The following is a 25,477-nucleotide window of genomic DNA, read 5'->3' as shown; positions in this document are numbered from 1 at the left end:
CAAGCGTGTCCGTTTATGCTCACAAACATGTCCATTTATGCTATTTGAACGATGTCACGACAACACATATCCAGAATCAATGATGTTCTGTTCCATATCCACCAAGACATAAGCCGACCTTTGTCAGCAAAAGCGCTTTCTGAAATTGCGGCTTATTCAGAGCAACACTTTCATCGAACGTTCAAAAGTGTGGTTGGGGAATCGTTACATCAATACATTCGACGTACTCGCATGGAGTATGCTGCCAATCAATTGATGTTTGATACCAGCTCGTCCGTAATGGAAATTGCTAGTAAATGTGGTTTTAGTTCGGTGTCTTCGTTTAGCCGCGCGTTTAAAGCAACCTTTAATATGTCTCCGGGTGAATGGCGTAAACACGACTTACAGATCGCTGAAAAACCTTATTTGAAAGACCCTGAAGTGGCTGCGGGCTATTTGAACGTGGCGAAGCGTGTGTTACCAGAGCCGAAGATAGTTGAAGTACCAGAGAGAATGGCGGCCTATGTTCGACACACTGGTTATAATCGTTCCATTCGTAATGCGTGGTTGATATTGAAAGCGTGGGCGAATTCAGAACAACGCGACTTTTCGAGCCAGTTCGGTTTGCATCACTCAAACCCTGCTTGGGTGGAAATGGATCAGTGTCGTTATGTCGCGTGTATCGCGCTTGATAAGCCGATTAAGTACCGCAGCGTAGTGAACCAGATGGTGATTCCGGGCGGCTTACACGCCGTGTTTCGACTCAATGGCTGCTATGGTGAGCTGCTACCACAGATCAGTATGGTATTAGAAAAATGGCTGCCAACTTCTGGTTTCAAGCAACGCTCAACACCCGCGTATGTGCATTATCATCAGAATCATTTTCTTAATAGTGATGAAGTCTTTGAGCTCGATTTCTACCTTCCCGTGAGTTTTTATTAACTGATATGAAGCCATCAATTTGGGCTTGGTGATAGAGATACTACTCATCAATAGTTACTCATTAATCATTGTTCATTAGTAGCTGTTCATTAATAGCTGTGATGCTAACAACTGAGGCTCGAATAGTTAGGGTGTTTTTTGAGTCAAACAACCGAATAAAGAAATGGCAGCCTGATTGGGCTGCCATTTTTTGTTTTAGGTTAAAGCTATTTGCTCGATACCTGAAGCGGTGGAAACTGCGCTATTGCGCGACTTCGTCCACTAAGTACAAGATGGATTGATACGGAATGCCACTGTGGTGTGATAAACCTATCTCACAGGTTCGGCTGTTGCTGAATCCGCGAGTACAATTGCTCGGTACTTGTTCTTTGAGTGGGTGTACTGCAGCCTCATTCAGCTCTGGCGTAGTAAAGCCTTTGTCACCCGCCCAACCACAACATTGAATATGCTCAGGAACAATCACTTCTTCGGTGCACGCTTTAGCAAGGTTCAACATCGCGCCCTCTAAGCCCATGCGACGAGAGCTACAAGTCACATGCAGCATCACGGTTTCTTGTATAGGTTTAATCGTTAAGTGCTCAAGTAGGTATTGGTTCACAAACCCTGTCGGTTCTAGCACTTGTAGTGGTTTAGTAAACTGCTCAATACTGCGTTTAGCACATGGGCTGGTATCCATTAAAATAGGGTACTCGCCTTGATTACTGGCTTGCCATAGTGTGTCTTCTAATTGCTGAGATTTAGATTGAGCAAGCTCTGTCATACCCTTGCTGTCATAGGGCATTCCGCAACACTGGTCGTCTAACTTGTTCGGTAGAATAACCTCGAAACCTGCTTTTTCTAACAACGATAAAGTCACTTCGGTTAAAGGGCGCTGATCTTGTGCGTCCACTTGTTGCCCCATAGTACGGCTGGCACATGAAGGTAGGTAAACCACTTTTTTGACCAACGAGTTGAGCTTTTTCTGTTCATTATTGTTTAATGAAGAAGCAGCCTGTTCTAACGAATGTGAATTTGCCTGTGGCATTTCAGGCATCCAAATCGGGGTTGCTCCTTTAGTCACTGAGCGAAAGCCATTGGTTAATTTTCCAACCGTTTTTGCTCCCAATGCTTTACTGGCTAGTTGGTTGGTTTTCAAACCCGCTTTTGTCAGCTTGGTCGTGGTGGCGAAGTGTTCGGCTGTCCATTTTGCAATGGGAGTAAACTTCTCGTACTTTGCGGTACGCAGCTTTTTCATTAAGTCGCCGGTGTTGATCCCAACAGGGCAGCGCTCAGCACATAACCCGGTTGCAGCACAGGTATCAATACCTTGATATTCAAATGTTTTTTCTAGTTCAGAAGCTTCTATGTCTTCTCCGGCGGCTCGCCTTTTCTGTAACTCACGGTAGAGCACGATGCGCTGACGCGGAGAAAGAGTTAACGTTCTGGACGGGCAAACGGGTTCACAAAACCCGCACTCAATACAGCGATCAACCAAGTCATCAGCGGCTGGCATGGGTTTTAAATCTTGAAGGTGCGATTTTGGGTTGTCATTAATGATGACGCCCGGATTAATGAGGTTTTGAGGATCAAAGAGTGCTTTGATTTTCTGCATTAAAGCATAGCCATCTTTTCCCCATTCCATTTCAACGTACGGTGCCATATTACGGCCTGTACCGTGCTCTGCTTTTAATGAACCTTGATATTTGACGGCAACTAGTTCGGCGACGTCATCCATAAAGCCGCCGTAGCGGTCAATCTCGGTTTGACTGTCAAAGCCTTGGGTGAAGACAAAGTGTAAGTTGCCTTCTAACGCATGACCAAAAATGATGGCCTCGTTGTAATCGTATTTATCGAATAGCTCCTGCAGCTCTCGAATACCGTTTGCCAAGTTTTCGACAGGAAAGGCAACGTCTTCAATAATAACCGTCGTGCCCACTTCTCTTACTGCACCAACCGCTGGGAACATACCTTTACGAATTCCCCATAGGTTGGCAACGGTTTGAGCATTAGAAGTGAAAGGAACGGACTCAAGAATGGTGTAATCCGCTAAAGAATCCATAATTGATTTACATTGTAAATCTAAGTCTGCCTGGGAGCTGGCGTGAGATTCCACTAAGATTGCCGCGGCTTCTAAATCTAAGTTCGGCATGAATTCAGGCATGCCGGGTTTATTAGCGACGGATCTCAGCGCTCGACCATCCATCAGCTCCACAGCAGCAACGGGAGTCTTCGATAAAACCGTGACTGCTTGGCTTGCTTGCTCAATATCGGCAAACACCAACAGGGACGATGCTTTATTAGAATGCTCAACCACTGTGTTGTAGGTGACTTCAGCAATAAAGCCTAATGTACCTTCTGAGCCCACCATGAGGTGTTCGATAATTTCAATTGGGTCGTGGTAATCAACTAAAGCATTGATGGCATATCCGGTGGTATTTTTAAGGCGATATTTATGGCGAATACGCTCAGTAAGAGCTTGGTTGCTGGTGGTTTGATGATGAAGGTCTTGTATGCCAGAAATAAAGGCGTGATGAGACTGTTTAAACGCTTCAATACTTTGTGTGTCTGATGTATCAAGCAAGGTACCGTCGTTGAAGACGACTTTCATACTGTCGATGGTCCGGTACGAGTTTTGCGCGGTACCACAGCACATGCCACTGGCGTTATTGGCTGCTATGCCCCCAATCTTACACGTATTAATAGAGGCTGGATCAGGACCTATTTTTCTTTGAAAAGGAGCAAGATAGCGGTTTGCATCTGCGCCAATGACTCCCGGCTGAAGAACGATTTTGTTACCGTTATCGAGGATTTGATGCCCGCGCCAGTCATCGGTTAGCGTGATTAATACGGAGTCTGAAACTGCTTGACCAGATAAACTTGTGCCAGCGGCGCGAAAGGTGAAGTGGATGCTTAACTCTTGGCAGGTTTTGATCGTGTAGATAACCTCATCGATATTTTTGAGGCGGAGGACAATTTTAGGAACCAGTCGGTAGAAGCTGGCGTCAGTGCCGTAGGCGAGCCGCTTTGCTTCTTGGGTGATAATGCGCTCAGGGTCTATAAATTCAGCAAGCTTTGCTTCTAATTGGTGATAAATTGGTTGCTGATCAGCTGGTTCTAGCTGTTGGGATTCAACGTTCGCCATTTTTGCTTCCTTGTGCTTAATGTGCACTGATTTTTCATTTTTATTATTTATTCCAGTGCTTAGACGGTGTCACAACGTAAGAGCAAATGCTGTGACACCGATTAGAATTTAATCTAAGTAGACTAAAGGCTTATAGGTGATTATTTAAGATTTACTAGTGAATCTTGAGATAGGTCATGAATGGTATTTGCGCCAGTTAAGGTCATCGCTACACGCATTTCTTTGTCGTATAAATCGATCAAATTCTCTACGCCAGCTTGACCTTGAGCCGCCAGCGCGTAAACAAATGAGCGACCAAGTAAGGTGCAATCTGCGCCCATTGCCATCATTCTCACCACATCTAGTCCAGTACGAATGCCGGAATCGACTAAGATTTTTGTATCGCCTTTTACCGCATCAGCAATCGCTGGCAGTGCCTTTGCACTAGAAAGAACACCATCTAATTGGCGACCACCGTGGTTTGAAACTACGATGCCGTCCGCACCGAATCGAACGGCGTCTTTTGCATCTTCTTCATCGAGAATGCCTTTGATGACCATCGGGCCATCCCAAAAATCACGGATCCACTCTAGGTCTTTCCAAGAAATCGAAGGGTCGAAGTTATCACCTAGCCAACCGATGTAGTCTTCTAGTTTGGTTGGAGATCCGCGGTACGTCGAGATATTGCCAAGATCGTGTGGCTTACCGAGTAGACCAACATCAACGGCCCAACTCGGGTGACGCATCGATTGAAATATTCGGCGCACAGCTGCATTAGGGCCACTCATACCAGAGTGAACGTCACGATAACGGGCGCCTGGAACTGGCATATCAACAGTGAAAACCAGCGTCGTCACACCTGCGGCTTTTGCGCGTTCTAGGACATTTTTCATGAAGCCGCGGTCTTTCAAGACGTACAATTGGAACCACATTGGGCGTTCAATGGCAGGGGCCACCTCTTCAATTGGGCAAACAGACACGGTAGACATTGTAAAAGGGATGCCTTTATTCGCCGCGGCTTTAGCTGCTTGAACTTCACCACGTCTTGCGTACATGCCTGTTAATCCCACAGGTGCTAGCGCAATCGGCATTGCCAGCTTTTCACCGAATAATTCGGTTTCTAAGTTAAGATCTGACATATCGTTAAGCACACGTTGCTTTAGTGCTATTTCCGCAAGATCTTCAGTGTTGCGGCGTAAAGTATGCTCACCGTATGAGCCACCATCAATGTAGTGAAAAAGAAAAGGAGGAAGTTTCGATTTCGCTGCTGCTCGGTAATCAGTCGATGCGGAAATAATCATAATGTCAGTCCTAAATTTGGGTACTTACCTGTTCGAAAGTCTGGCGATAACCATGTTGATTCCGCCAAGCTCGATAAATAATGTCTCGTAAAATAAAGTGGCGTTAATACCCGCTTGCGTCAGTTACCTACTTGCTTGTGGAGAGACGTTGAAGAAACGTCAGTTCAAACCTGTCGGTAACTTCTGCAATATGTCGGGGTAGTTGGGCATTAACGCCAAGTTTGTTGTGTTAATTGGCTCTAGATTTACTTCATCAATGCATCTGTCATGTTGAAGCCGTAGATAACGACGAGTCCGACAATGCCGGTCATCACTAAGTAGTAGAACGTTGGGATGACTGTTTTGCGCAATGTTGCTCCTTCACGCCCAAGCAAGCCAACGGTCGCCGATGCTGCTACAACGTTGTGAATGGCAATCATGTTACCTGCAGCTGCACCTACTGCTTGTAGAGCCACAACCACAGCGCTAGAAATAGTCAGTGTTTGTGCAACTTCAAACTGGAATTGGCTGAACATCATGTTTGATACCGTGTTAGAACCCGCAATGAATGCACCTAAGGCACCTACTGTTGCACTTAATGCTGGGAATGCACCGCCAACTAAGTCGGCCGCAAAGTTCGCTGTGGTAACTGGCATACTTGCTAAATCAGCGCCGTTCACACCAGAGTTAATGAAGATACGAACCATTGGGATAGTGAAGACTAAAACAAAGCCTGCACCAATCAGTGTTTTACTTGATTCGCCAAACGCTTTGGCTAGCGGCGCGGCGCTTCGTGATTGCATTAGAACCGCGACAAGCGCTACGAATACTAAGATGCCACCAGGTAGATACAGAGGCTGAATCGCGGTGCTTACACCCGTTTCGCCCAGGATATTGCTGAACGATAGGCTAATGCTCTTTAGTAGCCCTTTGAATTCAGGGCTCACTCGGCTTGCAACAAGTGTTACAGCAAGTAGCACATATGGCGCCCATGCCATAGCCATGCTCATTGGCTTGTCAGATTTAGATTCGTTAAGGTCGATCTTTAGTGAACCTAACCATTCTGCTGGCCATTTGTCTTCGCTTTCAAAATCCCATTTAGATTTCGGAACTAAGAAGCCTTTTCTTGCAGCTGTTACCACAATAGATAGACCAATTAAGCCACCAATCAGAGAAGGGAACTCAGGTCCTAGGAAAACACCCGTTAGCGCGTAAGGAATAGTAAATGCAAGACCTGCAAATAGAGCGAATGGCAGAATATCTAACCCTTCAGTCCAGCTCTTATTTTTACCAAAGAAGCGAGTCAGCATCATTGCCATAAGTACCGGAATCATAGTGCCCACACCAGCGTGAATTAATGCAACGCTTGAAGTGATTTGCTGCAGGTAAGCTTCCCATGTAGACCCGTTGGCAATCAGTGCTTCACCAATATTATGAGTGTCTAACCCTTTGTTTACACCAACAATAATTGGCGTGCCCACCGCACCAAATGATACTGGTGTTGATTGGATCATCATGCCCATCAATACAGCTGCTAAAGCTGGAAAGCCAATAGCGACAAGTAATGGAGCGGCAATAGCGGCTGGAGTACCAAACCCGGATGCCCCTTCAATGAAAGAGCCGAAACACCAAGCAATGATGATGGCTTGAACGCGGCGGTCAGCGGAAATATCCGTAAACCCGTTGCGAATAGTAGTGATGGCTCCAGTGTGTTTTAAAGTGTTTAATAAAAAGATAGCGCCAAACACAATCCAGAGAACCGATACTGTAATGCCAAAGCCTTGGAATATTGAAGCAAGTACACGTGTACCTGACATATCCCAAACCGTGAGAGCAATCCCTACAGTTAGGGCAAAAGCAACAGGCATGGCTTTTTTAGCCGGCCAATTTAAACCAACCAATAGGATGGCAGCGATAACTATCGGCGAAAAGGCCAATAATGCTAGTAGAGTTTCACTCATGGGTACTTCCTCGTACATGGATTCAAACAATCAGGTTTGAAGTTAACAACACGTTATTAGTTCTTATTTTGTGACCGTAATTTCTTAAAGCATTGCTGTAGGGGCTTTAAAAAATTGCTGGTTCTATAACAACTGGTTTGTAAGAGCCGTTGTAATTACTGACTTTATAATCGCTAAATTTGTAATAGTTATAGGGTTAATCGTTGTGATTGAAGTGACCTCAATCGTTATGGTTGTAATTAATTTGTTAATTTGGCGTGAATTTACCCCTTTATTTTTTATTGATATAGGGAAATAATGAAAATAATTAATTCCAAAATTGGCATAATCAGATGCGAGCAGATGATTTAATCCTGTTTTCACAGGTAGTAGAACTGGGTTCATTCAGTAAGGTTGCTGAGCAAAATAACCTTACAAATTCGGTAGTTAGTAAAAGAATAGCTCGATTGGAAGAAGAGATCGGCGTGCAATTATTATATCGAACGACGCGCAAATTAACGCTGACTGAGGCAGGCAAGGCGATCTTGCACGGAGCCAAAAATGTGAAGCAGGCGGCTCAAGAGGCTATGGACGCAGTTTCAGGCTTTGGTGAGAATGTCAGCGGTCATATCAAAATGTCAGTGCCTTCCATTTCAGGGGATTTGATCCTTGCTGATGCGGTTGCTGAGTTTTGTAATATGCACCCAGGTTTAACGGTAGACATGTCACTCGACAACCGTTTTGTTGACTTGGTCGAAGATGGCTTCGATTTAGTGATTAGAACGGGGTATTTGGAAGATTCGAGTTTAATCGCTCGGCATATCTTGGATTCGCAGTGGGTCGTTTGTGCTTCGCCGTCATATATCGCAAAAAACAGCAAACCGATGCACCCTCAAGATTTAGTGGCACATAATTGTTTGCAGTACGCTTACCAAACGACCGGTGCAAGTGAATGGCAATTTCTTCATGACAAAGATAGAAACAGTGAGAATGATAAATACATTGTTCGCGTATCTGGTTCCTTCTCTACGGACAATGCTACGGCCCTTAGAAAAGCAGCACTTGGGGGGCATGGCGTCGCTTATGTTCCACGGTGCTTGGTGTATCACGATATTCGTAATGGGCAGCTCGTTGATATTTTTCCTGAGTTGGTCGGTAAAAAATTGGGTATTTACGCGGTTTACCCATTTACTCGCCAACCACCGAACAAGATTAAGTTGCTTATTGAGCATATTCGCACCCGATATTTAACGATTTCCCATTACTTTTGATTCAGGGAATTGGCTCAATAAACAAGAAGAATAATGTGTGAAATTATTGACAGATCGCATGATTACACTTTGTCGCATTTTAATACTTGATTGCTGGTGCAGTAACCGAGACCATATATTGAGAATTACTATCATTTAAAATTAGGGATTATGATGTCAAATCCAACAAAAGAACCTGCTTCAAAGCAGTTTACGCCAACAGAAGCAACTTCAAGCTCTCATGTGTATCCAAACACCGAAAAGCGAGTTGTTAGTGACGTCTACTTTGGGCAAACCATTGATGACCCATACCGCTGGCTAGAAGACGATACCAGCGAAGAAACAGCGGAGTGGGTGGATAAACAAAATGCCGTTACTTTTGATTATCTCGACACCATTCCTTACCGCGATGAATTAAGGGCGCGTATTGCGCACGCTCAAGATTATAAAAAGAGCTCTCAGCCTTTTGTTCGCGGTGAATATACTTACTACTATAAAAATGATGGTTTACAAAATCACAGTGTTTTATATCGTGTTAAAGAAGGTAAAGGGCAAGCTGAAGAAGTCTTTCTTGACCCTAACACTTTCTCTGAAGACGGCACTACATCACTAGGGTCAGTTTCCTTCTCAAAAGATCACAGCTTAGTGGCGTATACCATCTCTGAAGGCGGTAGTGATTGGCGTAAAATCTTTGTCATCAATTCTGAAACCAAAGAACAGCTTGAACCTGAAATTGTTGATGCCAAATTTACCGATGTTTCTTGGCTTGGCAGTAAAGGCTTTTATTATTCAAGTTACGACAAGCCAGATGGCAGCCAACTTTCTGCGCGTACAGACCAGCATAAGCTGTATTACCATGAGTTGGGCACGAGCCAAGATAAAGATAAGGTGATTTTCGGTAATGCTGAAGGTGAACAGCACCGCTATGTCACAGGTTATACAACAGACGATGATGATTATTTGATCATCTTAGGTCAGGAGTCGACATCAGGAAACCGACTGTTTTACATCGATCTGACATCAGCGTCGACACTAGAAGAAGCTCAACTGTTTGAAACACTGATCGACCATGTTGATAGCGACACGTATGTGATAGATAACCAAGGTGATACCTTCATTCTATACACGAATCTCGATGCGCCTAATGGCAAAGTCGCGAGTTTCAATACTCGCACTAAGCAATGGCAAGATATCATCTCTGAAAAGCCGCAGCCTCTAGAAATCAGTACCGGAGGTGGGTATTTATTTGCTCATTATATGGTTGATGTTGTGTCTAAAATTCAGCAGTTTGATTATCAAGGTCAGCTGATTCGAGATATTCAGCTTCCAGGTGAAGGCACAGCGAGTGGTTTAAGAGGCAAGAAAGAACATAAGCAGTTGTATTACACATTCACCAACTACGTGACTCCTCCTACTATTTTATCATTCGATGTTGATGCTGGTGAGTCTAACGTTTATCAAAAGTCAGAAGCCCCTTTTGACGCTGATCTATATGAATCTAAGCAGGTCTTTTATACATCTAAAGACGGCACAAAAGTCCCTGTGATTATCTCTTATAGAAAAGGTATCTCACTTGATGGTAGCAACCCAACTATTTTGTATGGTTACGGTGGTTTCAATGTGAGTTTAACGCCTTCTTTTTCAGGCACGGTCGCAAGCTGGCTAGAGCTTGGAGGAGTCTTTGCTGTGCCTAACCTGCGTGGTGGTGGCGAATATGGTAAAGATTGGCACAAAGGCGGTACGCAACAGCAAAAGCAGAATGTATTTGATGATTTTATTGCTGCGGCTGAGTTTTTAATTGAACAGGGCTACACCAGCTCAGAAACCCTTGCTATTCGAGGTGGTTCAAATGGTGGTTTGCTTGTCGGTGCTTGCATGACTCAGCGACCTGATTTGTTTAAAGTGGCGTTACCTGCGGTTGGTGTACTTGATATGCTGCGTTACCACACTTTTACGTCTGGTGAAGGTTGGGCGTATGACTTTGGAACTTCAGCTCAAAGCCAAGATATGTTTGAGTATCTATTAGGTTACTCGCCTGTTCACAATGTGGAGAGTGTGTCATACCCAGCAACGCTAGTGACGACCGCCGACCATGATGATCGCGTAGTACCTGCTCACTCATACAAGTTTATCTCTGAGCTTCAAGATAAGCATCAAGGCGAATCTCCAGTGATGATTCGAATTGATGTGAATGCTGGGCATGGAGCAGGCATGCCATTGAATAAAGTGATCGATCTGACTGCTGATATGTACGCATTCACTTTGTTTAATATGGGTATTCAACAACTTTAGAAAGTATTGAATGCAAGTGGCTTTACCGCCACAGCGTTTACCTATATAGCATTTATGTTAGTACGAATATTTAAAGGAAATGCCGCACTTGATGTGGCATTTTTTTTAAAGTTCGACAAGTTGGGCACCTTTTATTTTGTTCAAACCCCATTACTTTGCTCAAGTGATAGTTCCCCAGTCATGAAAGATTTCAGCATTGTGAAAATTAGTCATATTAGGTGTGTGTTTCAGTGGTGACCCCCGCTTATTTTTCGTGACTGACCCCGCCAATAGCCATGAAATGAAAGCGATTTCAAACCATCATCTTTTTTAAAATTATTTTTATCTTACTGAAAATTAAAAGATAACAATGCCTACCTAGTCTTCAGAATATTTCATGAGAATGTCATGAATTTACCAGTGTGAAGAGCCGCTTATTTTTCAATTGTTTCATTGCTTAATATTTCCCCTGTTCGAGTTCAACATAAAAATAACAGGGAAAATTAAATGAAAAACTTTAAGCTTTTGCCAATAACAGTAGCAGTGGCGGCTTCGGTTGCATCTCTTTCGTCTTTTGCAGCAGACGCCGACATTGAAGCACTAGAAAAACGTATTCAAGAATTGGAATCTCGAGTGGTGGACATCGATTATACCGATGACCAACAACCAGCCGTTTTAACGCCAGACACACCAGTTACCGACGGGATCATCTTCTCGGGTTATGCTCGATACGGCGCGCACAGCTCAAGTGGCGACAATCGCTACGTTGAAGTGGGCAGTACTGGCCGTTCGCTTGGTCGTTTAGGTAATGAATCGAACGGGGGTGAGGTTCAGTTAGCTAAAATATTCCAAGCAGACAGTGGCGCAAAATGGGATCTCGTGTTCATGGTCGACGATTGGAGTAACGATGCTTGGGGATCTTCTGGTGGCATTAACCTGAAAAAAATGTACGCAGGTGTGACGAACATTTTTGAAAGCCAACCAGAGCTTTATATGTGGGGTGGTCGTGATTTCCACCAACGTCCACAACAAGGTTTGAACGATTACTTCTGGATGACGCATGATGGACAAGGTGGTGGTTTCAATAACTTAAACTTGGGCGCAGCTAAATTTGATATGGCGATTGTCGGTCAAGTTGACTCGGAAGATGGCGCATTAGGCAATGATAATGGTCGCTACGCCGTGACTTCTAAGCTTCACTCAATCAATGCAGGTATCGGTAATTTAGATATCTACGCCAACTACGGTTTTGCGTCTGATGAAGCGAACGAAGTGGGCGAAGCAAAAGTCAGTGATGAGAATGCTTGGCAATTAGGTGCAACGCTAGGCTTGGGTGATAGTAATAAGTTAGTAGTGAAATATGCCGATGGTGCAGATGACTCGGTATTCGATTTAGCTGGAGACAAAAGCGTATTTTACGCGAGTGTGGAAGGTAATTATGCGGTCAGCAACCAATTCATTATCGACTACCTTGTTTCTTACAAAGACATTTCAGGTGATGACTACAAAGATGCTAATACAGGTCGAAACTTAGATAAAAATGAATACGCCGGTATTGTTCGTCCACAGTACCAATGGGATGACGTGCATTCAACTTGGTTAGAAGCCGGTTATGCGATGGAAGACTTTGATGATGGCGGTGAGAAAAATGGTTGGAAAGTCACGCTTTCTCAAAACGTTTCATTAGGCGGCATGCCTGGTAGCCGACCAATGCTTCGCTTCTATACTACGATTGGCGATGTTGAAACGAAAAATATGACGGAACGAAAGACTGCCGATACGCTTGCATTTGGCGCAATGTTTGAAGCTTGGTGGTAAAGATTACCCGTCAACGATTAACGGGTTAATAGGCTCGCTTATCACTTAAAGATAGTAACTGTCCATTTAAGCCCTAAAGGCAGTTTTATTAGGGCAACATTACATAGATTAACTCCCTTATGGGCACATTTATTGTGCCCATTTTTTTCGCCATTAGAGCAAGGAATAACTATGAGGCTTTCTTCCATCGTGTCTCGAGTTTATTTAGGTTTTTTCACGCTGATAGTCATCATGCTTGGTAGCGCATGGTTGAGTATTAGCAGTAACAAGAACATAACCTCACACATCGAAACCATAGCTCAACAAGCCACTCCTTTAATGCTCCAATCTTCCACTCTTACGATTCGGTTCTTGGACATAAATCGCAGTACTACTCCCTATTTATCCGCCAACTACATTGATGAACTGGAACCACTAAAACAAACCGTTTTGAGTAGTATCGAACAATATAAACAGCAGTTAGATTGGTTTGATGGCAAGGCTGAATCGGGCTCGCCACTTGAACTTCTGCTCTCAAATATTAATGACACTGGTGCCGCTACGATCGGTAGTATTGAGCAGCTGTTAGAAGGTTACGTTACTTATCTGGATAGCAAAGATCTCGGCTTGATGAGGCAAACTCAATTTCAGTCTGTAGTGGGGCAGCTAAATAACACTTTGGTTAATCAACTGGCGAGTGCGAATTCAGCGCAAACACAAAAAGCGGTAGAAGCATTGCTGGTGCAATTAAGTTTGATAGCGGCTGAATCTAATGAGGCTTTCTCATTGCAAACCTCTTCGGAAGTTCGTGGGGTTGAGCGCCGCCTGCAAAGTCGAAAACAGCGATTCGAACAAGCTGTATCAGACTTAGACCGTTTGGACTCGTCTGCGCTGCGCCGCAGTAAGCAGTCTTTGTCACTGCTCGCTTCTCATGCTTTTTCAGCGAAAGGTTCAGTGTCTATACACAAGGAAACAGTCAAGTTAGATGAGTCCATTACGCAGCAAAGGTTGGAAATTGAGCAGTTGATTGATCTCCAATTGAACCATTTTGATGAGTTATCCATTTACGCAGAAGACACAGCAACACGCCTGTATCACGAGTCGATGGGCTCTTCACTGCGAGCCCTTATGATGCAAACTATTATTGCTGTAGGCTCTGTTTTTCTTGCTCTGCTGATAGGGCTGAATATTGCCAAAGGGATTCGCAAACCAAGCAAGTTGTTGCAAAGTGCTTTAGAACAAGTTGCCAACAAAGATTTGAGCGTGATGGTTCAGTATCGAGCCCACAATGAATTCGGCTTGGTGAGCGATAAAGTGAACTTGGTGATCAGTCACCTGACTCAAATCATTGAGAGCATGCGTCAGTCGTCATCGCGTCTGAAAGAAGCCTCTCTTGAGAACCAAAGCACCAGTCGCTCACTGAGTGAGGCGATGCAGGATCAAACCAATCAAACGGTTATGGTGGCAACGGCGATGGAGCAGATCGAGTGCTCTGTGACGGAGATAACCCAAGCCGCGAATCAAACCTTAACCTTGGTGACCGAAGCCGTTTCGAGTTCTAACCATGGACAAAAGACGGTGGATAAAAGTGTCGAGTTGATGAGCAATCTAGAAGGTAAATTGGCGGAGTCAACGGCGACCATCGATCAGCTTGAAAGCGAAAGCGCCAGCATTGGTTCGATACTGGATGTAATATCTGGGATCTCTGAGCAAACCAATTTATTGGCATTGAATGCAGCAATAGAAGCGGCGCGAGCGGGTGAGCAAGGGCGTGGTTTCTCTGTGGTTGCCGATGAAGTTCGCGTGTTAGCGGCAAAAACTAATGCTTCTACGCAAGAAATACACAACAAGATAGAGCAGCTGCAAACTAGCTCTAAACTGGCGGTGGAGCAAATTAATCAATGCGTGATGGGGATGGTTCAATGCGTTGAGCAAACAGGTGAAGTTAATCACTCGATATCGATGGTCTCTGATCTTCTCAACGAAGTAGAGCAAAGAAGTCATCAAATCGCGACTGCAACTACTGAGCACCAAGTGGTTGCTTCTCAAGTTACTCAAAACATCAGCCAGATACACACATTGGCAGAAGATAACTCTCAACGATCTCAGGTATTGTTCTCTCATGGTCTGCAGCTTGAAACCATGTCACAGCAGCAATTTTCGTTAACTCAAGAATTCAAACTAGCGAAACCATCCTAAATAAGATTTTGGATACCATTTAGGTCTTTCTGATGTTTCCACGCCCAGCCTTTTAGCTGGGCGTTTCTATTTCTATTTCTATTTCTGTTTTCATTCTTGATACAAGTATTTGAACTAAAAGTGCTATGAAATGTTCCCATACAGTTTCGCATGAACGCTGAAACATTAAGGTCAATATAGACCCGTATATTACTTTCTGTTGTAGGTTGATTACTTAATAGCGCTTCTAAGTTAGTGGACTTTAAGTGTGTTTGGCAAGGCAGATATGACGGGTAACCGAGTGCTATTTTGATTAGGTGAACCATAATTTCATGAAACAGTTTCATGGCGCGGAATTAATTTGTAAGCGCTTTCAACATTTACCAATCTAGCCATTTCACCCCGAGTTTAGTGTGATGGTACTCACTCAAACTAGTACTCACTTCGTCAATAATCTTTATGAAAGCGGTTACAAGCTAATGAAGTATCGAGGTTCGAGTGGCGACAATAAAGCACGTATCAGAGCATGCTGGTGTATCTCAGGCGACAGTTTCCAGAGTGATTAATGGAACGAGCCGAGTCAGTCATGACAAGAAACTAAAAGTTGAAAAAGCGATTAAAGAGTTGGGTTATCGCCCTAACTCTATTGCTCAAGCTTTAGCGTCTAGTCGTAGTGGCAGCATTGGGATTGTTGTACCTGAACTTGGTGGTTCTTTCTATTCGGGGATTTTGCATTGTTTAGAAGAGAACCTCCGCCGCTTTGGTTATCACGCTGTGGTAACTGCTGGTTCAAATACAGAGCAAGGGCAACGTGAGTCTGTGGAGTTTTTATTAGGGCGCCGAGTGGACGCTTTGATACTTCATACTCAAATGCTGAGCGATGATTATTTAATTGAACTGGAAGATCAGGGAACCCCTGTGGTTTTAATTAACCGCTTTATTCCAGAAATGGCAATGAGCTGCATAGATATTGATAACGAGGTCGGGGGACAACTTGCTACTCAATATTTACTGCGACAGGGGCACACCAGAATCGCATGTATTACCGGACCTTTAGATAAAGCAGATGCTCGGGGGCGTTTGCAAGGTTATCGAAAGGCTTTGGAAGAGGCGAATGTGCCCTACGATGAAGCATTGGTTTCAGAGGCTGGGTTCACGGAACAAACCGGTGTTAGTGCCATGAAGAAATTGATTAACCGTAAATGCCGATTTACTGCAGTGTTTGCATCAAACGATCACATGGCATTTGGCGCATTTGAAGTGCTGCATGAAGAAGGGCTTTCTGTACCAGAGGATGTTTCTCTTGTGGGCTTTGATAACACCATATTCGCTCGATACCTAACCCCTAGTTTGACCACCATTAATTTTCCAATAGAAGAGATGAGCATTGAAGCGGTTCAGCTGACTTTGCAAAAACTCAACAAGATTAAACGTGATGTGAATTTTAAATTGTTGCCGACTTTGGTTGCTAGAAACTCGGTTACGAATTTACTAGATACCCTATAAAAATATTAAGGATAGAACATGAAACTTAAGACCTTAGCGCTTTCTTGCGCAGTCGCTTTAGGACTTGCTGCAACAGCAAACGCTGCTGATAAAGAAATTCGTTTTGACGGCTTTCCAGATTTCGATAGTAGCCTGAAAGTATTACTGCCTGATTTTGAAAAGGAAACGGGAATCAAAGTCGACTACCTAATGAATAACCACGGTGATCACCACACAAAACTGACCACAAACTTAGCAACTGGCTCTGGTGCGGGTGATGTGATTGTTGTGGATGTAGAAAAAATCGGTCCATTCGTGGGTTCTGGAGGTCTAGTTAACCTTTCTGAAAACTACGGCGCAGATAAATACGAAGAACGATTTGCACCGTATGCGTGGGCACAAGGTAAAGGTGCTGACGGCGATATGTACGGCATCCCTGTCGACCTAGGTCCTGGTGTCATGTACTACCGTACTGACGTATTTGAAAAAGCGGGTATTGATGTCAATGAAGCAATCAAGGATTGGGATTCATACATTGCGGCTGGTGAAAAACTGAAAGAGCAAAACGTACAGCTTATTGCTTCAGCGGCAGACGTAGCACAAGCGATTATCTTCACAACCGTTCCTGAAGGTGAAGGTCTTTATTTCGATAAAGATGGTAACCCAGTCGTGACATCAGAGCGTTTTGTTCACGCTTTTGAAGTCGCGAAAGAAATCCGCGATAAAGGCTTAGATGGCCGTATTTTGGCTTGGTCTAACGAATGGTACGAAGGCTTCCGTAACGGCACATTCGCAACTCAACTTTCTGGCGCTTGGCTGCTGGGACACCTAAACAACTGGATTGCACCTGAAACCAAAGGTAAGTGGGCAGTAGAAAACCTACCTGATGGCATCTATGGCAGCTGGGGCGGTTCATTCCTTTCAATTCCAACTCAATCAGACAACCCAGATGAAGCTTGGGCGCTGATTGAATACATGACGACTAAACGTGACGTTCAACTTAAGCACTTCGAAACGATTGCTGCTTTCCCGGCAAATGTCACTACGTATGACGATGCGTTATTCCAAGAAGAAATGGAGTTCCTAGGTGGACAAAAAGCTCGTCTAATCTTTGCTGAAGTCGCTCAAAATATTAAACCAGTCGCTCCAGCACAAGGTGACCATGTTGCACGTTCTATTATTTTAGAGAACGCATTGATGGAAGTGCTTGATGAAGGCAAAGACATCAAGACTGCGCTTAAAGAGGCTGAGCGTCTAATCAAGCGTCGTACTCGTAATCTTTAATTTAGTTATTTTTTAAGTAAGTGAGGAAGCGTGGATAACGCGCTTCCTTTTCTAAGAGGTCGTTACTATGAATCATACAGCGAGCACAACGATAGAACCTTCGGAGCAAAGCCTTTTTTCTCGCCTGAATTTGAAAGCGCTTACACCGTATGGATTCCTTCTGCCGTTTCTGATCATTTTTTCTGTATTTGGGATCTTCCCGCTGTTGTTCTCTGTTTACCTGTCGTTCCACGAGTGGAACCCGGTAAGAGGCATGGATGCGATGGAGTTCGTTGGTTTTGAGAACTATCACATTGCTTTAACGGACCCATGGTTATGGCGTTCATTAAAGAACACGCTTTGGCTAGCCATCACGTCAGGTGTAGCTCAGCACTTAGTCGCTATACCAGTAGCTTACATGTTGGTTTCTATGGGTGACCGCATGCGTCACTGGCTAACATCGGCGTACTTTCTACCGTTCATTACATCAACGGTCGCAGCGTCACTGATTTTCTTCAATATGTACTCTCCTAACTCTGGAATTATTAACCAAACGCTGATGGCTCTCGCCGATAGCACGCTGTTTGGTTGGGCATTCGCTTGGGTTAACGATTTCCAACCAATCCGTTGGTTAGACGATGCCACTATGGTGAAGCCGTCTATCGCAATCATGGTTTTCTGGAAATACACCGGTTTTAACATCGTCCTTTACACCACAGGTTTAATGACGATTCCTAAAGACATTTTAGAAGCTGCTCGTATGGACGGTGCGAATGCCTTCCGCCGTTTCTGGAACATTTCACTACCAATGATTCGTCCGTTCATCTTCTTTGCTATCACGATGACGATCATCGGTAACTTGCAGATGTTTGAAGAACCGTTCGTTCTAACGCGTGGTACAGGTGGTACGGGTCAATCTGGTTTAACTATCTCTATGTACCTCTACAAAGTGGGTTGGGAATGGTTAGAAATGGGCACAGCGTCAGCGATTTCATGGCTTCTGTTTGCACTCATTGCAACGTGTACCTTGGTTCAATTTTTATTCTTCGGTAAGAAAGGCTTAGGGGAACATTAAGATGTCGACATCAATTAAGACAAATACCTCACCACTAAGTGGGCTGATGCCAAGCGAACGCAGCATGTACATTCTGACTAAAATCTTGATGGTCATGTTAGGCATTTTACTGGTGGTTTCTGCAATCATTACGGTGTTTCCGTTTGTATGGTCAGCTCTGCTTTCAACACGTGATCGTTCGGAAATCTTCGGCTCAGGCATCAGCTTTGCGATTGGCGATAGCCTAATGGTGAACTACGCAAAACTGCTGGAAATCATGCCGTTTTGGAAAGCGATGTTTAATTCGATTTACGTGGCGTTCTTAGGTACCACTATCTCGCTGCTGTTTTGTAGCATGGGTGGTTACGCGTTTGCTGTGTTTAAGTTCCGCGGTAAGAATGTGTTGTTCGGCATGCTGGTTGGCTCAATGGCGATTCCGCCGGTGCTTAGCTTGATCCCTTACTTCATGATCGTGAAATTCTTAGGTTTGTTGGATAACCACATGGCGGTATGGCTACCGTTCACCACCACACCATTTGGTATCTTTTTGATGCGTCAGCACGTGATTGCATCGATTCCAAAAGAGCTACTTGAAGCAGCGAAATTGGATGGTGCTGGCGAGTTCAGAACATACTGGAGCGTGGTATTGCCACTGATGAAGCCAGCATTGGCAACGCTTGCGATTGTTCAGTTCGTTTTCTTCTGGAACATGTTTATGCAGCCTCTCGTGGTGCTAAACAACCCAGATAACTATGTCATTACACAAGCACTTCGAAGTGTTCAAGGTATTCCGAATACGCCATGGGGCGCGGTAATGCTAGGTACCACAATTTCTATTTTACCGCTCGTGATCACTTACCTGTTCGCATCGAAACAGATGATCAGTGGTTTAACGTCCGGCGCAGTCAAAGGTTAGGTTTAAGGGTTATAACAATGAATAAATATCAACTTCCAAGTGATTCAAAGTTACGCAGTAAGGAATTTGTATTCGGTGTGGCTACGTCTTCATACCAAATCGAAGGCGGCGTTGAAGAGGGCGGTCGTACACCGTCTATCTGGGACACTTTCTGTAAGACACCGGGCAAGGTCGATAACGGCGACAGTGGTGATGTGGCGTGTGACCACTACCACTTATGGCAACAAGACATTGAGATGATACAAGGTTTAGGCGTGGATGCTTACCGTCTCTCTATTGCATGGCCGCGCATCCTGCCGCAAGACGGTGTGGTGAATCAAGAAGGCTTAGAGTTTTACGAGCAAATTATTGATGAGTGCCATGCTCGTGGCATGAAGGTTTATGTGACGCTTTATCACTGGGACCTGCCGCAATACCTTGAAGATAAGGGCGGTTGGCTAAATCGTGAAACGTCTTACAAATTCGCAGAATACGCAGAAGTGGTGAGTAAATACTTTGGCGATACCATCGACGTGTACACCACGCTTAATGAACCGTTTGTGTCTGCATTTCTAGGTTACCGATGGGGCGAACACGCACCAGGTATCAAAGGCGAGAAAGAGGGCTACTTAGCGTCTCACCACTTGATGTTAGGCCATGGTTTAGCGATGCCGATCCTTCGTAAAAATGCGCCAAACGCTAAGCACGGCGTGGTATTCAACGCGACACCGGCTTACCCATTAACACCACAAGACCAAGCGGCAGCAGACTACTGCGAAGCGGAGAACTACCACTGGTTTATCGACCCAGTATTGAAAGGTGAATACCCACAGTTAGTGGTTGAACGCCAAGCGATGAACATGCCGATGATCCTCGAAGGTGACTTAGACATTATCAGCGCACCGGTGGATTACATCGGCATCAACTACTACACACGCAATGTCGCTCGCTTTAATGAGAACGGCGATATTGAATCGGTGAAACAAACTGAAGCTGAACACACTTACATCGGCTGGGAGATCAACCCACAAGGTTTAACCGATTTATTGGTAAGACTGGATGCTCGTTATGAAAACATACCACCTATCTACATTACTGAAAATGGCGCAGCGGGTAACGACGAGCGCGTTAACGGACAAGTGATGGATGACCAACGCGTTCGTTATTTCCAAGGTCACATCGAGGCGGTTCACAACGCCGTTGAAGCGGGGGTTAAAGTCGACGGTTACTTCGCTTGGAGCCTAATGGATAACTTTGAGTGGGCATTCGGCTACTGCCAGCGTTTTGGCATTGTCCATGTTGATTACACCACCCAAGAAAGAACATTGAAACAGAGCGCAATTGCATACCGAAATATGCTTCTAGAGCGCGCTGAGGAGAACAGATAATGGCTAAAGTAGAATTTAAAAACATCAAAAAATCATTCGGTGATGTTGAAGTCGTCAAAGAGTTTGATTTTACAGTTGAAGACGGTGAGTTCGTGGTTTTCCTTGGTCCATCTGGCTGTGGTAAATCGACAACGCTACGTATGCTCGCTGGCCTTGAAAGCATCAGCTCTGGCGACATTGTGGTTGGCGGCAAGCTGATGAATAAAGTCGACGCGAAAGACCGTGATTTGGCGATGGTATTCCAAAGCTACGCTCTGTACCCACACATGACGGTGTACGAGAACATTGCGTTTGCTCTGAAACTGAAGGGCATGCCAAAAGCAGAAATCGACGTAGAAGTACTAAAAGCTGCGAAAATGCTAGAGCTTGATCCGCTACTGAACCGTAAGCCGAAAGAGCTTTCTGGCGGTCAACGTCAACGTGTGGCAATGGGGCGTGCGATGGTTCGTACACCTAAAGTGTTCTTGTTTGATGAGCCATTATCTAACCTAGATGCCAAACTTCGTGGCGTGATGCGTGAAGAGATCAAACATCTACACCGTGAACTAAAAACCACAACGATCTACGTAACCCACGATCAGATCGAAGCGATGACACTGGCGGATCGCATCGTGATCCTGAAAGACGGTTATGTTGCTCAAGTTGGTACACCAACCGAGGTGTTCCAGCGTCCTGCAAACAAGTTTGTCGCGCAATTCATTGGTAACCCGTCAATGAACATGTTGGAAGCAAAACTGATTGAAAAAGAAGGCGAGTACTTCGTTGAAATAGGCGATGTTCATATCCCACTGCCTGAGCGCTTTAAGTCTCTGGCGTCTAAGAACCTAGCGCTGCATTTTGGTGTTCGTCCAACAGACATTCACCTACGTGCCGAGCAAGTTGACCATGACCGCGTGCTGCCATTCCCTGTGAAAATCAAAGACAAGGAATTACTGGGCGCAAGCATTCTTCTGAAAACAGAAATTGGCGGTCAACCGCTGATGGTTGAAACCCAAGCGGCTGAAGTGGATGTAAAAGATCTGACGCTTTACTTGGATTTGGATGCTTTCCACTTGTTCGATGCTCTCAGTGAGAACTCGCTAGCGAGCTAGTCAATTACGAGATAGTCAATTTAAGTCAGCCATTGAGCTGACACCAACCAACTTACGACAAATTGTTTTGGCTCCTCCTGATTTGGGAGGGGCTAGGGATAGTGATGATGAAATTCGGATATTTTGACGATAAAAACAAAGAATACGTAGCAACCACACCGTGTACGCCGATCAAATGGTGTAACTATGTCGGCACATTAGATTTCGGTGGCATTGTAGATAGCAACGGTGGAGTCCTGTTGTGTAAGGGCGATCCTGCACTCAACCGTATCACTAAGTACATTGCACAACTGCCAAATTCAGATTTTAAAGGCTCGACCATGTACCTCAAGGTACGTGACGAAGCGGGCAACGTAGAGGTGTTCTCACCTTTCTACACGCCAACCTTGAAGCCGTTAGATAAGTTCGAAAACCACACCGGTTTGTCATACACAACCATCATTGCAGAAGCCTTTGGTGTGCGTTGTGAAGCGACTTTCTTCGTACCAAAAACTGACCAAGTACTGCTACAAGACATCAAAGTGACCAACATTTCAGACAAAGCGCTGCACGTTGATGTGGTGCCTGTCTACGAATTTACACACTTCGATGCGCTTAAACAGCTACTCAATGCGGACTGGGTTCCACAAACCATGACGCTAAAAGCACACCAGCAAGAGTCGGGTCATACCGTGCTTGAGCAGTATGCCTTCATGAAGCGTGACTACGCGGTGAACCTGATGACAGCGGATCGCCCTGCGACGTCTTTTGATGGTGATCGCCAATCGTTCCTAGGTAATTTGGGCTACGGTACATGGGCAGCGCCAGAAGCACTGAACAATGATGAATTAGGCAACACCGAGTGTTTGCGTGGCGACAACATTGGCGCACTGAACCTGCGTCTAGGTTGGTTATCTCCAGAGCAGACTGAACGTACGATTGTACAAATCGCGCAAGAACAGAACCTAGAAGCAGCATTGCCTCTGCTGGCTAAATATCGTGACCATCAAGTGGTCGATTCTGCTTTCGCTGAACTGGCTGAACATTGGGATGGTTACCTACAAGCAGTTCAGGTTGAAACGCCAGATCCGGCAATGAATTCAATGCTTAATGTACATAATCCACGTCAGTGTCACACCACCAAAAACTGGTCTCGTTACCTGTCTCTGTATCAGCTTGGCTATGGTGCTCGTGGCATCGGTTTCCGTGATTCTTCTCAAGATACGTTAGGCGTAATTACTCACATGCCAGAAGAAGCGCGCGAGTTTATTGAGCGTCTGCTTTCTGTTCAGAACACTAACGGTTCAGCGATGCACCAGTTCTTCCCATCAACGATGGAAGCGAACGCCGGTGACTCGCGGGAAGAAGAAGATCGCCCGGATTACTACGGTGATGATCACCTGTGGATCATCTACGCGGTGACGCAATATGTGAAAGAAACGGGCAATGCAGACTTCTTGAATAAAGAGATCCCGTTCTATCAAAAAGACAAAGCGGGCAACCCAGTTGAAACGGGAACGGTTTGGAACCACCTGTGCCGCGCGATTGAATTTACCTACACCAATACTGGTGAGCACGGCCTACCGTTGTTAGGTTTTGCTGACTGGAACGACACGGTGAACCTGCCAACCGGTGCTGAGTCGATGATGGTGGCTAACATGTACGGTAAGGCATTGCTCGACATGTTGGACTTGTGTGAGCTGCGTGGCGAAGTGCAACTGACAGCTAAGTTTAAAGATCAGTACCAACAGATGCAGAATACGGTGAATGAATGCGGCTGGGATGGTGAATGGTTTGTTCGTTACTTTGATGAGCAGGGTTTGCCAATCGGCTCTCACAAGAACGAGCAAGGGCAGATCTACACTAACGGTCAAAGCTGGCCTGTGATCTCTGGTTTCGCGACTCAAGAACGTGCTACTCAAGCACTAGATTCGGTTTACAACAAGCTGAATACAGCGAATGGCATTAAGCTTTCAACTCCTGGTTACAACGGCTTTGATCCGCAGCTAGGCGGTGTTTCAACTTACCCACCAGGTGCAAAAGAAAATGGCGGTATCTTCCTGCATTCAAACCCTTGGGTGATGATCGCAGAAGCGAAAATGGGCAACGGTGAGCGTGCTTATGAGTACTACCGTCAAATCAACCCTGCTTCTAAGAACGACGACATCGATACCTTCGAATCTGAGCCTTACTGCTACCCACAAAACATCTTGGGTGATGAACATAAGCAATTTGGTTTAGGGCGTAACGCGTGGCTTTCAGGTACATCTTCTTGGACATACGTGGCGGGTACGCAATGGATTCTGGGTGTTCGACCTGAAGTGGATGGCTTGCTGGTGGACCCATGTATTCCGGCAGAATGGCCTGAATTCAAAGTCCGTCGCCAGTTCCGTGGTGCGACTTATAACATCCATGTGACCAACCCAAATAATGTTTGTAAAGGCGTGGTTGAAATGCGTGTAAATGGGGACCTAATAACGGGCAATAAGGCACCTATCTTTACTTCAGGTGAACATAGCATTGAAGTGGTTTTAGGCTAGAAATGGAAAGGGCGCTTAGTGCGCCCTTTATCCGTTGTGTCTTAGCTGATCGAGCGACTTACTACTCGCGGTATTGAGCTTGGCATTGCCAGCTAAAAGTTTTGGTTTGCGCCGGTTCTAAGGTCAGTAACCCAATATGGTTATTGAAAGCATCCCCAGGGCAAGTCATTGGTTCTATTGCAATACTTTGCTCTGTTGTAGGGGTGTAAAGTTGAATAAATGGGTAGCTCGAATCTTGTTGGTAATGTAAACAAGCTTTCGCATCGGTGCGTGCAAGCGTGAGGTTGATTGGAGTGTTGGTCTCAAATTCAAAACAATTGTTGAGGTTCTTATCCGCCAGTGACATCCCTTTTGAAAATGCATCGAAAGTGTGTTTTTGACCATTAGGTAAATCGTCAACGTGTTCGAGTTCTAAACAGGTTGGCATGGTTAAAGTGCAGTCTTCACGTTGGGTATCTAAGTAAAAGTAAGGGTGCCAAGCATCGCCAAATGGGAAGGTTAGATTGCCTTGGTTCTGGATGCTGGTGGAACACGTCAGTAAACCATTAATATCGATAGTGAAGGTTACATTCAACACAAAGGCAAATGGAAAACCCTCATGAAGTTTTTGGGTGGAATATTGCACCGTTACGCTCGCTTCTGATTCATTAGCTGATGAAGCAACAACAGAGAAAGTTTGGTTATAAAGTAACCCGTGCACGGCATGTTCAGACCATGAAAAATTAGCCGGAAGTTGATGTGTTTGATTATTGAATTGATAACGACCGTTATTTAGTCGATTTGGGAATGGAAATAATTTCGCACTACGAGAATAAAAAGGATTCTGATTAATAAGTTCATCAGAATTTTCATAGCCGCAAATAAAAGAGAATGGACTATTATTAACTATGTATTTATTAATTATTGCGCCAAATCCATTGATTATTTGTAGTTCTATACCATGTTGGGAGTTTAATATTGTGACAGCGTCAAGACTTCCAAAATTTTCATTTATAATTTTAAACATGTTGATGTCTCCATTTTTTAAAGATATTAACAAGAAGAA

At 44.7% G+C, this 25,477-nt stretch carries 16 protein-coding genes; 12 read left to right on the top strand and 4 right to left on the bottom strand.

Annotation, left to right across the window (positions count from 1 at the left end; all coding sequences use genetic code 11):
- The first annotated feature begins 51 nt into the window (after positions 1-51).
- Positions 52-921 carry an AraC family transcriptional regulator gene (locus tag OCU78_RS21520; protein ID WP_137371698.1) on the top strand — a complete coding sequence of 290 codons (870 nt, stop codon included), beginning with the start codon at positions 52-54 and terminating at the stop codon, positions 919-921.
- A 241-nt stretch (positions 922-1,162) separates the two neighbouring features.
- Here OCU78_RS21520 and OCU78_RS21515 read toward each other — a convergent pair whose 3' ends face one another.
- The 3 genes from OCU78_RS21515 to OCU78_RS21505 form a co-directional block, all read right to left on the bottom strand.
- Positions 1,163-4,042 (bottom strand): FAD-binding and (Fe-S)-binding domain-containing protein, encoded by a 2,880-nt coding sequence (locus OCU78_RS21515; protein ID WP_137371697.1) that lies wholly within the window; start codon positions 4,040-4,042, stop codon positions 1,163-1,165.
- Between the two features lie 140 nt (positions 4,043-4,182).
- Positions 4,183-5,322 carry an FMN-dependent L-lactate dehydrogenase LldD gene (gene lldD, locus OCU78_RS21510; RefSeq protein ID WP_137371696.1) on the bottom strand — a complete coding sequence of 380 codons (1,140 nt, stop codon included), beginning with the start codon at positions 5,320-5,322 and terminating at the stop codon, positions 4,183-4,185.
- Positions 5,323-5,567: 245 nt separating this feature from the next.
- Positions 5,568-7,262 (bottom strand): L-lactate permease, encoded by a 1,695-nt coding sequence (locus tag OCU78_RS21505; RefSeq protein WP_137371695.1) that lies wholly within the window; start codon positions 7,260-7,262, stop codon positions 5,568-5,570.
- Positions 7,263-7,594: 332 nt separating this feature from the next.
- On the opposite strand from OCU78_RS21505, the gene OCU78_RS21500 reads away from it, so the two are divergent.
- From OCU78_RS21500 to OCU78_RS21450, 11 genes are all read left to right on the top strand, one after another.
- On the top strand, positions 7,595-8,512 hold the full coding sequence (locus OCU78_RS21500) for a LysR family transcriptional regulator (protein ID WP_137371694.1): 918 nt from the start codon (positions 7,595-7,597) through the stop codon (positions 8,510-8,512).
- Between the two features lie 150 nt (positions 8,513-8,662).
- Positions 8,663-10,783, top strand: coding sequence for a prolyl oligopeptidase family serine peptidase (locus OCU78_RS21495; RefSeq protein WP_240701678.1), 2,121 nt, complete (start codon positions 8,663-8,665; stop codon positions 10,781-10,783).
- Positions 10,784-11,269: 486 nt separating this feature from the next.
- Positions 11,270-12,580: a carbohydrate porin gene (locus OCU78_RS21490; protein ID WP_137371692.1), complete on the top strand. Its 1,311-nt coding sequence runs from the start codon at positions 11,270-11,272 to the stop codon at positions 12,578-12,580.
- A 171-nt stretch (positions 12,581-12,751) separates the two neighbouring features.
- Positions 12,752-14,758 carry a methyl-accepting chemotaxis protein gene (locus OCU78_RS21485; protein ID WP_137371691.1) on the top strand — a complete coding sequence of 669 codons (2,007 nt, stop codon included), beginning with the start codon at positions 12,752-12,754 and terminating at the stop codon, positions 14,756-14,758.
- A 477-nt stretch (positions 14,759-15,235) separates the two neighbouring features.
- Entirely contained in the window at positions 15,236-16,243 is a 1,008-nt protein-coding gene (locus OCU78_RS21480) for a LacI family DNA-binding transcriptional regulator (protein WP_137371690.1), read from the top strand.
- Positions 16,244-16,261: 18 nt separating this feature from the next.
- On the top strand, positions 16,262-17,506 hold the full coding sequence (locus OCU78_RS21475; protein WP_137371689.1) for an ABC transporter substrate-binding protein: 1,245 nt from the start codon (positions 16,262-16,264) through the stop codon (positions 17,504-17,506).
- A 67-nt stretch (positions 17,507-17,573) separates the two neighbouring features.
- Positions 17,574-18,560 (top strand): carbohydrate ABC transporter permease, encoded by a 987-nt coding sequence (locus tag OCU78_RS21470; RefSeq protein WP_137371688.1) that lies wholly within the window; start codon positions 17,574-17,576, stop codon positions 18,558-18,560.
- A gap of 46 nt (positions 18,561-18,606) precedes the next feature.
- Positions 18,607-19,455, top strand: a complete 849-nt coding sequence (locus OCU78_RS21465; RefSeq protein WP_180033665.1) for a carbohydrate ABC transporter permease — start codon at positions 18,607-18,609, stop codon at positions 19,453-19,455.
- Positions 19,456-19,472: 17 nt separating this feature from the next.
- Positions 19,473-20,822: a GH1 family beta-glucosidase gene (locus tag OCU78_RS21460; RefSeq protein WP_137371686.1), complete on the top strand. Its 1,350-nt coding sequence runs from the start codon at positions 19,473-19,475 to the stop codon at positions 20,820-20,822.
- On the top strand, positions 20,822-21,913 hold the full coding sequence (locus OCU78_RS21455) for an ABC transporter ATP-binding protein (protein ID WP_009846155.1): 1,092 nt from the start codon (positions 20,822-20,824) through the stop codon (positions 21,911-21,913). The genes OCU78_RS21460 and OCU78_RS21455 overlap by 1 nt, the downstream gene beginning before the upstream one ends.
- 104 nt (positions 21,914-22,017) lie before the next feature.
- Positions 22,018-24,432, top strand: a complete 2,415-nt coding sequence (locus OCU78_RS21450) for a GH36-type glycosyl hydrolase domain-containing protein (protein WP_137371685.1) — start codon at positions 22,018-22,020, stop codon at positions 24,430-24,432.
- 61 nt (positions 24,433-24,493) lie between these two features.
- Here the strand turns inward: OCU78_RS21450 and OCU78_RS21445 are convergent, their stop codons facing one another.
- Positions 24,494-25,438, bottom strand: a complete 945-nt coding sequence (locus tag OCU78_RS21445) for an aldose 1-epimerase (protein ID WP_137371684.1) — start codon at positions 25,436-25,438, stop codon at positions 24,494-24,496.
- Positions 25,439-25,477: the final 39 nt, after the last annotated feature.

The organism is Vibrio gallaecicus, from assembly GCF_024347495.1.
In the GTDB taxonomy this organism is placed as follows: domain Bacteria; phylum Pseudomonadota; class Gammaproteobacteria; order Enterobacterales; family Vibrionaceae; genus Vibrio; species Vibrio gallaecicus.
The sequence above is the reverse complement of the archived record's forward strand: the minus strand, read 5'-3'. Positions and strand labels throughout refer to the sequence as shown.